Here is a 12,672-nt window from a genome sequence, read left to right as displayed (position 1 = left end):
CGTGCGACCAGCCGGGACCGTCCCGGTCGTGGACACGAGAACGGCCACCCTCCTGCAGGAGGGCGGCCGTTCTCGTGTCGTCGCAGGTTACGGGGTGAGCCGCGTCGGCCCGCGGAACAGGTACGTGACCTCGCGGATCGACGGCTCGTGCAGCGCGAGCATGAGCACGCGGGCCAGACCCATGCCGAAGCCGCCGTGCGGCGGGACGCCGTAGCGGAAGAAGTCGAGGTACCAGTCGATCTCGGCGGTGTCGAGACCCTTCTCCTCGGCCTGTGCCGCGAGGCGCTCGACGCGGTGCTCGCGCTGCGCGCCGGTCGAGATCTCGGCGCCGTTGAACAGCAGGTCGTAGCTGTTCGTGAGCGTCGGGTCGTCCTCGTGGCGCATGTGGTAGTAGGGCCGGATCGTGGCGTCGTAGTCGGTGACGAACACGAACTCGGAGCCGTGCGTCTCCTTCGCCCAGGCGCTCACGCGGCGCTCGCCCTCGGGGTCCAGATCACCGTCGGCGCGCACGACCTCGTAGCCGCTTTCGGCCACGATCTTCCGGGCCTCGGCGAGGGTGACGCGGGGGAACGGGGCGGTCGGCACGACGAACTCGAAGCCGAAGACCTCCTCGATCTCCTCGCCGTACTTCTCCTTGACGGCGGTGAAGCCGGCGACGAGCAGCTCCTCGTGCATGGCCATGACGTCGGCGTGCGACTCGACCCACGAGATCTCGGCGTCGACGCTCGTGAACTCGGTGGCGTGCCGGCTCGTGAACGACGGGTCCGCGCGGAAGGCGTCGGCGATCTCGAACACCGCGCCGAAGCCGGCGGGCTGCGCCATCTGCTTGAAGTTCTGCGGCGACTGCGCCAGGTAGGCCGTCGTCTCGAAGTACTCGAGCTGGAAGAGCTCGGCGCGGGACTCCGACGCCGACGCCATCAGCTTCGGGGTGTGGATCTCGATGTAGTCGCGCTCGACCCAGTACGTGCGGAACGCGTGCTCCATCGTCGTCTGGATGCGGAAGATCAGGTTCTGCTTCCGGTTGCGCAGGTCCAGGAAGCGCCAGTCGAGCCGCTTGTCCAGGGAGGAGTCGTCGGCGATCGGGGTCTCCGGGATCGCGGCGCTCACCACCTCGAGCGAGCCGACCTTGACCTCGAGCCCGCCGAGCTTCACGCGCTCGTCGTGCTTCAGGGTGCCGCGCACGTGCACGAAGGTGCCGTGGGCGAGACCGGAGATCGCGTTGGTGATGCCGAGGGCGGCCTGGGCGGCGTCGTCGCCGTCCTCCGCCTCGCGCGTGGCCGGGTTCACCAGCTGCGCGGCACCGGTCTCGTCGCGCAGGACGACGAACTGGACCTTCTTCTGGTCACGGACGGTCTCCACCCATCCGGCGACGGCAACGGGGCCGTCGGGGAGGGCGGCGAGGTCGGCGATACGGGTGCGTTCGATCACGGTCGTCGAGTCTACGGCCTCCTCCACAGGGAGGGTTCCGCGGGTGGTCCTCCACAGATCCGGACGGGAGGCACGGGTCGGGCCCGTCTGGTCCGTAGCGTCGGGTGCGTGGTCGGGTCGCGAGTCGAGAGGGGTCCCCGGTGACGGCAGGGGGAGTGGGGCTCGCGGCCTGGCCGCCCCTCGCGGGGCATCAGGGGAGCGAGGCGCGGAGGGTGCTCAGCGTCCCGATGAACTCCTCCGCCATGCCGGCACGCTCGACGAGCTTCGCGTGGCGAGCCCGGGCGTCGTCCAGGAACGCGTCGAGTCGGGCGGCGCGGGTCCTGGCATCGTCCGGGTCGGCGTCGCGCAGGCCGTCGACGACCCGGAGCAGCTCGGCCATCTCGTCGAGGGTGAACCCGAGGGGCTTCATCCGTCGGATCACGAGCAGGCGCTCGAGGTCGTCGCCCGTGTAGACGCGGAAGCCTCCGGTGGTGCGGCCGCTCGGGACGAGGAGCCCGACCTCGTCGTAGTGCCGGATCGTCCGGAGGGACATCCCCGCACGCTCGGCCAGCTCGCCGATGTGCATGGTCGCAGGGAGGCCGGCATCGCTCATGGTCCAACCCTACCCTCACGTGAGGGTAGGGTTGCCCGCGATGACCGTGCTCACCCATGCCCCCACGCCGCCGCGCGTCCTCGATGCCCTCCGATCGCCGCGGATGCTGACGCGCGAGGTCCTCGCCGGCGTCGTCACCGCGCTCGCCCTGATCCCCGAGGCGATCTCGTTCTCGGTCGTCGCCGGCGTCGACCCCGCCGTCGGGCTGTTCTCGAGCGTCGTCATCGCCGTGGTGATCGCGTTCGTCGGCGGTCGCCCCGCGATGGTCTCGGCCGCCGCAGGGTCGGTCGCCCTGGTGATCGCTCCGCTCGTGCGCGACCACGGGATCGCCTACCTCGTCCCCGCGGTGGTGCTCGGCGGCGTGTTCCAGCTCGTCCTCGGGTTCCTCGGGGTCGCACGGCTGATGCGCTTCATCCCGCGGAGCGTCAACGTCGCGTTCGTGAACGCGCTGGCCATCCTCATCTTCACCGCGCAGCTGCCGAACCTGTTCGGCGGGGACGTGCCCGTCGTGGTGTGGCCGCTCACCGCGCTCGGCGTCGGCATCGTCGTCGGGTTCCCGTTCCTCACGAAGGCCGTCCCCGCGCCGCTCGTCGCCGTGGTCGTCGTCACGGCGATCACGATCGTCTTCGGCATCGCCGTGCCGACCGTCGGCGACGAGGGGGCCCTGCCGACGGCACTGCCCGGCTTCGGCGGGATCACCGTCCCGATCACGTTCGAGACGCTGCAGATCGTCGCGCCGTACGCGTTCGGCGTCGCGATCGTCGGACTCATCGAGACACTCCTCACGGCACAGCTCGTCGACTCGATCACCGAGACCCGGTCGAGCGCCTGGCGGGAGTCCTGGGGGCAGGGCATCGCGAACATCGCGTCCGCGTTCTTCGGCGGCACGGGCGGCTGCGCGATGATCGGCCAGACGGTCATCAACGTGAAGACCGCCGGCGCGCGCACCCGGATCTCGACGTTCGTGGCCGGCGTCTCGGTGCTCGTGCTGACGATCGTGCTGCACGACCTGGTCGCGCAGATCCCGATGGCGGCGCTCACCGCCGTGATGCTCATGGTGTGCGTCGCGACCTTCGACTGGCACAGCATCCGACCGCGCACCCTCGGGCGGATGCCGCTCGGCGAGACCGCCGTCATGCTGATCACGGTCGTGGTGGTCGTCGCGACCGACAACCTCGCCACCGGCGTGCTCGTCGGGGTGGTCGTCGCCGCACTCGTCTTCGCGCGGCGGGCGGCGCACCTCGTCACGGTCGTGCGGGAGCCGGTGGACGAGCGCACCGTCCGCTACCGGGTCCGCGGCGCGCTGTTCTTCGCGTCGTCGAACGACCTCGTCACCAGGTTCTCGTACGCCGAGGACCCCGAGCACGTCATCGTCGACATGAGCGACGCGCACGTGTTCGACGCGAGCACCGTCGCCGCGCTCGACGGCGTGGAGCAGCGGTTCGCGAAGCACGGCTCGACGGTCGAGGTCGTGAACCTCAACACCGGGTCGGTCGCCCTGCACGGACGGTTGACGGGGCGCCTCGGCTGAACGTCCCCGCATCCGTGAATCCGCTGTGGGGCGGGTGGGAACAGCGGAGCGACCTAGACTGGAACCCATGCCCGCGACACGGATCCACCTCGTCCGGCACGGCGAGGTCCACAACCCGGGGCGAGTGCTCTACGGCCGTCTGCCCGGCTTCGGCCTGAGCGACCTCGGCGCCCGGATGGCCGCGGCGTCGGCGACCGCGTGGAAGGGAGCCGGCGTCGATGTTCGCCGGATCGTGGCGTCCCCGCTCCAGCGCACGCAGGAGTCCGCAGCGCCGTGGGCCCAGGCCTACGGCCTCGACGTCTCGCTCGACGAGCGCCTCATCGAGCCGACGAACCGGTACGAGGGGCAGCGTCCCGGCTTCACGAAGCGGTCGCTCGGTCGCCCGACGGAGTGGCCCTGGATCGCGAACCCGTTCCGACCGAGCTGGGGCGAGGCGTACGAGTCCATCGCGGGCCGCATGCTCGCCGCCGTCACCACGGCGTGGGAGAGCGTCGACGAGGGCGACGTCGTCCTCGTGAGCCACCAGCTGCCGATCTGGACGGTGCACCGCAAGCTCGCGGGGGAGCCCCTGTGGCACGACCCGCGCAAGCGCCGGTGCGACCTGTCCAGCATCACGACCGTCGAGCGTGTGCCCGCCACCTCGTCCGGCCGCTTCACCGAGGTCGGGTACGCGGACCCGGCGCACGCGTTGCGCGGATCCGCCGTCGACGAAGGAGCTGTCTGATGTCCACCCGAACCCGGTTCGCCACCCTCGCGGCGACGGCGGTGATCGCCGCCCTGGCGCTCGCCGGGTGCTCGTCGTCGAACGACTCGCTGTCCAAGCAGTACGGCAGCGGGACCACGCAGAACTACATCTCCGGCGACGGCGCGGTGACCGAGGTCGCCGCCGACAAGCGCACCGACCCGGTCGAGTTCAGCGCGAAGGACTCCGACGGCGACACCATCTCGTCGAAGGCGCTCCGCGGCAAGGTCGTCGTCCTGAACTTCTGGTACGCCGGCTGCCCGCCGTGCCGTGCCGAGGCGAAGTACCTCAACCAGGTGCACGACCAGTACGCCGACCAGGACGTCGCCTTCGTGGGTGTCAACGTCCGGGACGAGGCCGGTACCGCCGCCGCGTTCGAGCGCACCTTCAAGGTCGACTACCCGAACGTGCTCGACGCGGGGACGGGCACGATGCAGCTCGCGCTCTCCGGGCAGATCGCCCCGAACGCCGTGCCCGCGACGATCGTGCTCGACAAGCAGGGTCGCGTCGCCGCCCGTGTGCTCGGCGCGGTCGACGGTCCGAGCATCCTGCAGACCCTGGTCGGCGACGAGCTGCACGGCAAGGCCTCCTGACCCGTGTCCGGCAACCCCTTCGCCGACGCGATCCTCAGCGGCCAGATGGTCGTCGCGCTGCCCGTGGCCGCGCTCGCGGGGCTCGTGTCGTTCCTGTCGCCGTGCGTGCTGCCGCTCGTCCCGGGCTACCTCGGGTACGTCGGCGGCGTCGCCGAGGGCGGGCAGCGTCGCGGCCGTGTGGTGCTCGGGGTGCTGCTGTTCATCCTCGGCTTCACCGCCGTGTTCGTCGCGTACACGACCGTCTTCGGTGCGCTCGGCTTCTGGCTCGTCCGCTGGCGCGACCTCATCACGCAGGTGCTCGGCGTCGTGGTCATCGCGATGGGGCTGGTCTTCGTCGGCCGGTTCACGTTCCTGCAGCGCACCCTCAAGCCGTCGTGGACGCCCGCGACGGGTCTCGTCGGCGCGCCGCTCCTCGGCATCGTGTTCGGTCTCGGCTGGACCCCCTGCCTGGGCCCGACGCTCGCCGCTATCAACCTGCTCAGCGTGCAGTCGGGCAGCGCTTGGCAGGGCATGTGGCTCGGCGTCGCGTACTGCCTGGGCCTCGGCGTCCCGTTCGTCCTCGTGGCGCTCGGCGCCGGCTGGGCCACCGGGGCGATCCGCGCCGTCAAGCGCCACATGCGTGTCGTCAACATCATCGGAGGAGCGATCCTGATCGTCATCGGTCTGCTCATGGTCACCGGCATCTGGTCGGCCGTCATGTCGAGTCTCGGGGCGGTGATCCAGAGCTTTGTCCCCGCAGTCTGACCGCGACGCCGACGACACCGCGCGCGCCGATGCCCCAACGGACGCCACCGCGACCGACGCCACCGCACGCGACGACACCGTCTCCGGCGGCGACCCCATGCGACCGTCGGACCACGTCGACAGCACCGCCGCCGCGGCCGCGGACGACGCCGACGGCGGGGTGACGCAGCCGAAGCTCGGGTTCGTCGGCTACCTGCGCTTCTTCTGGCGGCAGCTGACCAGCATGCGGACCGCACTGTTCCTGCTCATGCTCCTCGCGCTCGCGGCGATCCCCGGCTCCCTCGTGCCGCAGCGGACCGCGGACCCGAACGGCGTCGTGCAGTACAAGGCCGACCACCCGCAGCTCTTCCCGGTGCTCGACACGCTCCAGGTCTTCGACACCTACACCTCGGTGTGGTTCTCGGCGATCTACCTGCTGCTGTTCGTGTCCCTCATCGGCTGCATCGTGCCGCGGACGAAGCACCACTGGCAGGCCCTCCGCACCCGCCCGCCGCGGACCCCGGTGCGGCTCGGTCGCCTGGCGGGCTACCGCTCCGTCCCGGTCGAAGCAGCGGCGCTCCAGGGCGACCGGACGACCGACGTGGGCGGTGCGACGGACGCAGCCACGAGCCTCCCGTCCGTCGACCACGCCGTGACGCGAGCCGCCGCGCTCCTGAAGCGGTCCGGCTACCGCGTCGAGCGCTTCGGCGACTCGGTCAGCGCGGAGCGCGGCTACCTGCGCGAGACCGGCAACCTCGTGTTCCACGCGGCCCTCGTCGGTGTGCTCGTCGCCGTCGGGCTCGGCGGTGGCTTCAGCTACACCGGACAGCGGCTGCTCGTCGAGGGCCAGACGTTCTCGAACGTCCTCGGCTCCTACGACTCGTTCAACCCGGGTCGCTGGTTCACCCAGTCCGACCTGCAGGGCTACAACCTGACGCTCGACAAGTTCACGACGACGTACGAGGAGCGCAACCTCGACGCCCTCGGCCAGGCGCTCGACTACTCGGCGACGATCACCGCACGTCAGAAGGACGGCCAGGAGCGCACGGAGCGCCTCGGCGTCAACGAGCCGCTGTCCATCGGCGGCACCAACGTGTACCTGCTCGGCAACGGCTACGCGATGCAGGTGACGGTGCGCGACGGCGACGGGAACGTGGCGTTCAAGGACGTCGTGCCGTTCCTGCCCGAGGACGCGAACTACACGTCCACCGGCGTCATCAAGGTCCCGGACGCGAAGCCGTCGCAGCTCGGCATGGTCGGGTTCTTCTACCCGACGGCGTCGAAGCTCGGCTCCGGTGCGTTCGCGAGCGCCTACCCGGACGCGCAGAACCCGCTGCTGACGCTGCAGGTCTACCGCGGCGACCTCGGGCTCGACAGCGGCGTGCCGCAGAGCGTCTACTCGCTCGACACGAGCGGGCTCGAGCAGATCGCCGGACGCCAGTCGAAGGCGGCGAGCATCGAGCTGAAGCCCGGGCAGTCGAAGGAGCTCCCCGACGGCACGGGCTCGATCACGTTCGACGGCGTCAAGCGCTACGTGTCGCTCGACGTGCACCACGACCCGTCGCAGCTCTTCGTCGCCGGCTTCGCGGTCCTCGCCGTGCTCGGTCTGCTCACCTCGCTGTTCGTCCCGCGCCGACGTGTGTGGGTGAAGGCGGTCCCGCGTCGCGGTGCGGAACACGGCGAGTACGACCTGGAGTACGCCGGGCTCGCCCGCGGCGAGGACCCCAACCTCGAACGAGCGGTCGCGGACATCGCTCGACGCCACCTGTCGGACCTCGGAGTTAGGATCCCTGCGTGAACCCGGACATGACGACCAACCTCGCGACCTACTCGGTCGTGCTGACCTACTCGGCGATCGCCGTGTACGTCATCGCGTTCATCGCGTTCGCGCTGGACATGGCGAAGCGCTCGGGTGAGGTCACCGCCGCCGCTGCCGGGGCGTCCACCGCGGCGGCCGAGCGGACGGTCGCCACCGTCCAGGGCGGCACGGTCGTGCTCGAGAAGGTCACCGAGTCGGCTGATCGGTCGGACCGCGGCACGAAGTTCGAGCGCGTCGGCATGGCCGTGACGATCCTCGCGCTCGTGCTGCACGTCGGGGCGGTCGTCCTCCGGGGCATCGCGGCCGACCGTGTGCCGTGGGGCAACATGTTCGAGTTCTCGCTCACGGGCACGGCGCTCATCACGCTGATCTTCCTGCTCGTGCAGTTCTGGCAGAACCTGAAGTTCCTCGGTGTCTTCATCAGCGGCCTGACGATCATCCTGCTCGGCATCGCCACGGTGAACTACTACGTGCCCGTCCGGCCGCTCGTGCCGGCGCTCGAGTCGTACTGGCTCGTCATCCACGTGTTCGTGGCGATCGCCGGGACCGGGTTCTTCGCCCTCGGCGCCGGGCTCGCGGTGGCGCAGCTCGTGCAGACGTCCCGACAGAGCCGCGGTCTCGCGACCAAGCTGCGGTTCATGGAGACCCTGCCGGACGCCGACCGGCTCGAGGTCCTGAGCTACCGGGTCATCCTGGTCGGCTTCGTCCTCTGGACCTTCACGCTGATCGCCGGTGCCATCTGGGCCGAGCGAGCGTGGGGCCGCTACTGGGGCTGGGACACGAAGGAGGTCTGGACCTTCATCATCTGGACCCTCTACGCCGGGTACATCCACGCCCGTGCGACGCGCGGTTGGCGCGGGGCGCGCTCGTCCTGGCTGGCGCTCATCGGGTTCGCCGCGGTGATGTTCAACTTCGCCGTCGTGAACGTGTTCTTCAAGGGGCTGCACAGCTACTCCGGCCTGTGAGCCGTCGAGTGCGGTGACGGACCAGGATCCGTGACGGACGGGAGGCGCGGTGCCGGCTGGCACCGCGCCTCCCGTCCGTCACGGGTGCGGCCCGGCGGTCGCGTGCTCGCTCGGGCTGGGGTGCGCTCGAGCGGGCCACATCTGGGCCGCTCGACGTCGCCCGGCGACGGATTGCGCCCGCGCGGCGAACGCGCGCGGCGTGTCCTGCCCACTCGGCGCCCGCTCGGCGCCCGCTCGGCGCGCCACAAGGGCGCACGCGCCGCCGCCCGCGGGTCAGGCCGCGGCGAGCAGGGCGTGCGTCCGCCGGAGCCGGTCGAGCCACCACGCCCGGCGCTCCGGGGCCGCGGCGTGCCGCTCGAGCAGCTCGACCGACACCTCGGCCCGCCGGACGGCGACGCGCCCGCCGACCGGCAGGAGCGGGGTCGCGGTCACGTCGGCCTCGAACATCGCCGCCGTGCCGAGGCCGGCGGCGTAGCCCGGGGACATCGCCGCAGCCGCGAGGAACGCCCCCATCCCGAGCCCGACCGAGGTGTCGAGCGCGCTGGACACCACGCAGGGCAGTCCGGCCTCCGCGACGACCCGCTGCGCAGCGGTCACGCCCCCGAGCGGCTGCGCCTTCACGACCAGGACGTCGGCAGCGCCGGCCCGTGCCACCGCGAGGGGATCGGCGGCGCGACGGACGCTCTCGTCGGCGGCGATCGCGACCCCGAGCCCGGAGGTCCGGCGGCGGAGGTCGGCGAGCTCGGGGACGGACCGGACCGGCTGTTCGGCGTACTGCAGGTCGAGGGGTGCGAGGGACTCGAGCGCCCGGACAGCCTGGTCGACGGTCCACAGGCCGTTCGCGTCGACCCGGACGGCGGCGTCCGGACCCATCACACGACGGACCGCGGTGACCCGGTCGACGTCGTCCTCCAAGGTCGTCCCGGGTTCGGCGACCTTCACCTTCGCGGTCGTGCACCCGGGGTAGCGGGCGAGGACCTCGGCGACGCGGTCGGCGGGGACGGCCGGGACGGTGGCGTTCACCGGGACGGAGTCGGCCGCCGGTTCGTGGTCGGTCCAGCCGAAGTCGATCGCCGCGCGGAGCCACGCGGTGGCCTCGGCGTCGTCGTACTCGACGAACGGCGAGAACTCCGTCCAACCGGCGGGGCCGCGGAGCACGAGGGCCTCGCGGATGGTGATGCCCCGGAAGCGCACCCGCATCGGCAGGGCGACGACGTGGGCGTCGGCGGTCAGGTCGGCGAGGTCGGGGAGCACGGTCCATCCTCCCGCAGGGACTGTGAGCGCGCTCGGCCCCCGCCGCAGGTCACGGTCCGGACACGTCCAGCGCGTCCGCCGGTTCCTCGGAGCGGACCGCCAGGGCCGGCCATTAGCATGCGACGGTCGGCCAGCGCCGACGCACGTGCACCACGTGACCGACGTCGCGGCGACGACCGCGACGCACCCTGTGACGAATGGAGGGCCGGTGCCGCCGGAACCGCAGCAGCGCGCGCAGCGAGCAGCCGCGCCCGCGACGAGCGCGCAGCGGCGACCCGCCCCCGCACCGGCCCGCACGACGCAAGACAAGCAGGTCCGCACGGCGCCGGACAAGCAGCTCCGAGCCGCGCAGGGCAAGCAGGCCCGCGGCGCCACGAACCAGCGGGTGGGCGCCCGTCCGGCCGGGAGCGGCACGAGCGACTTCGAGCGCCTCATGCAGCGCAACACCGTCGACGCTCGGACCCTCGCGCAGCGGGCCCGCCGGCGCAAGAACCCGATGGCCGGCAAGATCGCCCTCGGCCTCGCGATCGTCTCGGCCGCGGTGGACGCCAGCGCCTTCGCGGTGTTCATGGGCGGCGACACCACCTTCGCGTTCGGCATCTGCTTCGTCGTGGTGTTCCTGACGCTGATCGCCGCGGTGCTCGGCTTCGTCGCCGCGGTCGGGTCGTTCGGCCGCTGGTACGGCGCGATCGGGGTCGTCCTGGCGTTCTTCGCGAACCCGGTGATCCTCATCGTCCTGCTGGTGGTGGTGGCGCCCGAAGCGCTCACCACCATGTGACCGGCCCGACGCACCACGAGCACGCCGCACCACGAGCACGACGCGGCCCGACGCACCACCAGCACGAGCACGACCGCCTGCCCGGGCGACGGCGATACGGTGGAGGCATGCCCGCCCCCGTCTCCGACCTGTTCGACCCCGACGTCTGGACCGCGGCTCCGATCGCGGAGCACTTCACCGACATCACGTACCACAAGCACGTGTCGCAGGGCATCGTCCGCGTCGCCTTCGACCGCCCCGAGGTCCGGAACGCCTTCCGTCCCCGCACGGTCGACGAGCTGTACCGCGCCCTGGACGACGCCCGCCAGGACCCCCGCGTCGGCGTCGTCCTGCTCACCGGCAACGGCCCGAGCCCGAAGGACGGCGGGTGGGCGTTCTGCTCCGGCGGCGACCAGCGCATCCGCGGACGCAGCGGCTACCAGTACGTCGGCGACGAGGGTGCCCCGCCCGAGGGCGTCGACCCCGCCGCGGCGCAGGCGTCGATGGGCCGCCTGCACATCCTCGAGGTGCAGCGCCTCATCCGCATGATGCCGAAGGTCGTCATCGCGGTCGTCCCCGGCTGGGCGGCCGGCGGCGGCCACTCGTTGCACGCGATCTGCGACCTGACGATCGCGAGCGCCGAGCACGGGAAGTTCAAGCAGACCGACGCCGACGTCGGCTCGTTCGACGGCGGGTACGGCAGCGCCTACTACGCCCGCCAGATCGGCCAGAAGCTCGCGCGCGAGGTCTTCTTCCTCGCCGAGGAGTACTCCGCCCAGCGTGCCTACGAGATGGGTGCGGTGAACAAGGTGGTTCCGCACGCCGACCTGGAGCGCGAGGCCATCGCGTGGGGCGAGACGATCCTGGGCAAGTCGCCGACCGCGATCCGGATGCTCAAGTACGCCTTCAACGCGGTGGACGACGGGATGGTCGGCCAGCAGGTCTTCGCGGGCGAGGCCACGCGCCTCGCCTACGGCACGGACGAGGCGGTCGAGGGCCGCGACTCGTTCCTGCAGAAGCGCGAGCCCGACTGGACCGCCTTCCCCTGGCACTTCTGATGGCCCGTCCGCTGGTCGCGCTGGGGGCGTCCGACCCGTCGGCCGTGCTGCGCGGCCTGGAGGCAGCGCTCGCCGGCGGCCCCGCGCTGCTCCCCGTCGCGGAGGACGCCCCGGCCCTGCCGACCGCACCACCGTCCCACGTCGAGCAGCGGGTCGCCCTGGTCGTCGAGACGAGCGGCTCGACGGGGACCGGCAAGCGGGTGGCACTGTCGTCCGACGCCGTCCTCGCGGGTGCGGCGGCCGCGGACGCGACCCTCGGCGGACCGGGCGCGTGGCTCCTCGCGTTGCCGACGCACTACATCGCCGGCCTCAACGTCCTGACGCGGTCGATCACCGCCGGGACGACCCCGGTCGTGCTGCCCGTCGGCCACTTCGACCCCGCGGCCTTCGCGGACGCGGTGGACCGGCTCGACGTCGGTCCGGCCGCCCCGCGACGCTACACCTCGCTCGTCCCGGTGCAGCTGGCGCGGGTGCTCGACGACCCCCGGGCGATCGCGGCCGCGGCGACGCTCGACGCGGTGCTCGTCGGCGGGCAGGCCACCCCGGTGCCCCTCCGCGAGCGTGCCCGTGCCGCCGGCGTCCGTGTCGTCACGACCTACGGCGCGAGCGAGACGAGCGGCGGCTGCGTGTACGACGGCGTTCCCCTCGGGCCGGTGCGGGCCGCGGTCGACGACGGGGAGCTGCTGCTCGCCGGGCCGGTGCTCGCCGAGGGGTACCTCGGCGACGACGAGCGGACGGCGCGGACCTTCACGGAGCGCGACGGCCTCCGCTGGTACCGGACGGGCGATGCCGGGCAGGTCGAGGACGGCCGCGTCCGCGTGCTCGGGCGGCTCGACGACGTCGTGATCTCCGGTGGTGAGAAGGTCCCGCTCGGTGCGGTCGAACGGATCGTGCGCGGCATCGCCGGACAGGAGAGCGCGGTGGTGACGCGCCGCGCGTCCGCGGAGTGGGGCGAGGTGCCCGTCGTCGTGACGGAGCGGTCGCTCGACCTGGACACCGTGCGCGCCGTCGTCGGCGACGCCCTCGGCCGGGCCGCCCGGCCCGCCGACGTGGTCGTCGTGGACCGCCTGCCGATGCTCGCGTCGGGCAAGCCGGACCGCCGGGCGGTGCGCACGATCGCCGACCCCGCCAGCTGACGGACCCCCGTCCTGACGGGCCGGGCCACCTGACGGACCGGACCGGCGTGGGGGAGGTGCGCCGTGCCTCCCGG

Annotated in this window: 12 protein-coding genes; 9 read left to right on the top strand and 3 right to left on the bottom strand. The window is 72.1% G+C overall.

The genetic code is table 11. From position 1 onward, the window contains the following. Positions 1-87: 87 nt before the first annotated feature. Together aspS and FB462_RS12910 are read right to left on the bottom strand one after the other, a co-directional pair. Positions 88-1,428 (bottom strand): aspartate--tRNA(Asn) ligase, encoded by a 1,341-nt coding sequence (aspS, locus tag FB462_RS12915; RefSeq protein ID WP_114849875.1) that lies wholly within the window; start codon positions 1,426-1,428, stop codon positions 88-90. 190 nt (positions 1,429-1,618) lie between these two features. Then, positions 1,619-2,020: a MerR family transcriptional regulator gene (locus tag FB462_RS12910; protein ID WP_114849724.1), complete on the bottom strand. Its 402-nt coding sequence runs from the start codon at positions 2,018-2,020 to the stop codon at positions 1,619-1,621. Between the two features lie 40 nt (positions 2,021-2,060). On the opposite strand from FB462_RS12910, the gene FB462_RS12905 reads away from it, so the two are divergent. From FB462_RS12905 to ccsB, 6 genes are all read left to right on the top strand, one after another. Further along, on the top strand, positions 2,061-3,551 hold the full coding sequence (locus FB462_RS12905; protein WP_058742566.1) for a SulP family inorganic anion transporter: 1,491 nt from the start codon (positions 2,061-2,063) through the stop codon (positions 3,549-3,551). Between the two features lie 67 nt (positions 3,552-3,618). Continuing rightward, a complete protein-coding gene (locus FB462_RS12900) occupies positions 3,619-4,275 on the top strand; it encodes a histidine phosphatase family protein (RefSeq protein WP_141862293.1) in 657 nt (218 codons plus the stop codon). Then, a complete protein-coding gene (locus tag FB462_RS12895) occupies positions 4,275-4,886 on the top strand; it encodes a TlpA family protein disulfide reductase (RefSeq protein ID WP_114849721.1) in 612 nt (203 codons plus the stop codon). The genes FB462_RS12900 and FB462_RS12895 overlap by 1 nt, the downstream gene beginning before the upstream one ends. Positions 4,887-4,931: 45 nt before the next feature. Beyond that, positions 4,932-5,630 (top strand): cytochrome c biogenesis CcdA family protein, encoded by a 699-nt coding sequence (locus FB462_RS12890; protein WP_114849874.1) that lies wholly within the window; start codon positions 4,932-4,934, stop codon positions 5,628-5,630. Positions 5,631-5,727: 97 nt separating this feature from the next. Further along, the gene (resB, locus tag FB462_RS12885) at positions 5,728-7,407 is read left to right on the top strand and encodes a cytochrome c biogenesis protein ResB (RefSeq protein WP_058742577.1); all 1,680 of its coding nucleotides are present in this window, start codon (positions 5,728-5,730) and stop codon (positions 7,405-7,407) included. A gap of 8 nt (positions 7,408-7,415) precedes the next feature. Then, the gene (gene ccsB / locus FB462_RS12880) at positions 7,416-8,393 is read left to right on the top strand and encodes a c-type cytochrome biogenesis protein CcsB (RefSeq protein WP_141863357.1); all 978 of its coding nucleotides are present in this window, start codon (positions 7,416-7,418) and stop codon (positions 8,391-8,393) included. 273 nt (positions 8,394-8,666) lie between these two features. Here ccsB and FB462_RS12875 read toward each other — a convergent pair whose 3' ends face one another. Beyond that, positions 8,667-9,647 (bottom strand): o-succinylbenzoate synthase, encoded by a 981-nt coding sequence (locus tag FB462_RS12875; RefSeq protein WP_141862291.1) that lies wholly within the window; start codon positions 9,645-9,647, stop codon positions 8,667-8,669. A 208-nt stretch (positions 9,648-9,855) separates the two neighbouring features. On the opposite strand from FB462_RS12875, the gene FB462_RS12870 reads away from it, so the two are divergent. The 3 genes from FB462_RS12870 to FB462_RS12860 all read left to right on the top strand — a co-directional run bounded on the left by FB462_RS12870 (position 9,856) and on the right by FB462_RS12860 (position 12,598). After that, positions 9,856-10,425: a hypothetical protein gene (locus FB462_RS12870; protein WP_141862289.1), complete on the top strand. Its 570-nt coding sequence runs from the start codon at positions 9,856-9,858 to the stop codon at positions 10,423-10,425. Between the two features lie 107 nt (positions 10,426-10,532). Next, positions 10,533-11,462: a 1,4-dihydroxy-2-naphthoyl-CoA synthase gene (locus tag FB462_RS12865; protein ID WP_141862287.1), complete on the top strand. Its 930-nt coding sequence runs from the start codon at positions 10,533-10,535 to the stop codon at positions 11,460-11,462. Continuing rightward, positions 11,462-12,598, top strand: a complete 1,137-nt coding sequence (locus tag FB462_RS12860) for an AMP-binding protein (protein WP_141862285.1) — start codon at positions 11,462-11,464, stop codon at positions 12,596-12,598. Before FB462_RS12865 ends, FB462_RS12860 begins: the two co-directional genes overlap by 1 nt. Positions 12,599-12,672 lie beyond the last annotated feature (74 nt).

The sequence above is a fragment of the Curtobacterium citreum genome (assembly GCF_006715175.1).
GTDB lineage: Bacteria > Actinomycetota > Actinomycetes > Actinomycetales > Microbacteriaceae > Curtobacterium > Curtobacterium citreum.
Note: the sequence above shows the minus strand (reverse complement) of the source record. Positions and strands in the feature narration are given on the sequence as shown.

Coding starts and splice junctions, on each gene's coding strand:
- FB462_RS12910 (WP_114849724.1), bottom strand. CDS start 2,020: ATGAGCGATGCCGGCCTCCCTGCGACCATGCACATCGGCGAGCTGGCC.
- FB462_RS12905 (WP_058742566.1), top strand. CDS start 2,061: ATGACCGTGCTCACCCATGCCCCCACGCCGCCGCGCGTCCTCGATGCC.
- FB462_RS12900 (WP_141862293.1), top strand. CDS start 3,619: ATGCCCGCGACACGGATCCACCTCGTCCGGCACGGCGAGGTCCACAAC.
- FB462_RS12895 (WP_114849721.1), top strand. CDS start 4,275: ATGTCCACCCGAACCCGGTTCGCCACCCTCGCGGCGACGGCGGTGATC.
- FB462_RS12890 (WP_114849874.1), top strand. CDS start 4,932: ATGGTCGTCGCGCTGCCCGTGGCCGCGCTCGCGGGGCTCGTGTCGTTC.
- resB (WP_058742577.1), top strand. CDS start 5,728: ATGCGACCGTCGGACCACGTCGACAGCACCGCCGCCGCGGCCGCGGAC.
- ccsB (WP_141863357.1), top strand. CDS start 7,416: ATGACGACCAACCTCGCGACCTACTCGGTCGTGCTGACCTACTCGGCG.
- FB462_RS12865 (WP_141862287.1), top strand. CDS start 10,533: ATGCCCGCCCCCGTCTCCGACCTGTTCGACCCCGACGTCTGGACCGCG.
- FB462_RS12860 (WP_141862285.1), top strand. CDS start 11,462: ATGGCCCGTCCGCTGGTCGCGCTGGGGGCGTCCGACCCGTCGGCCGTG.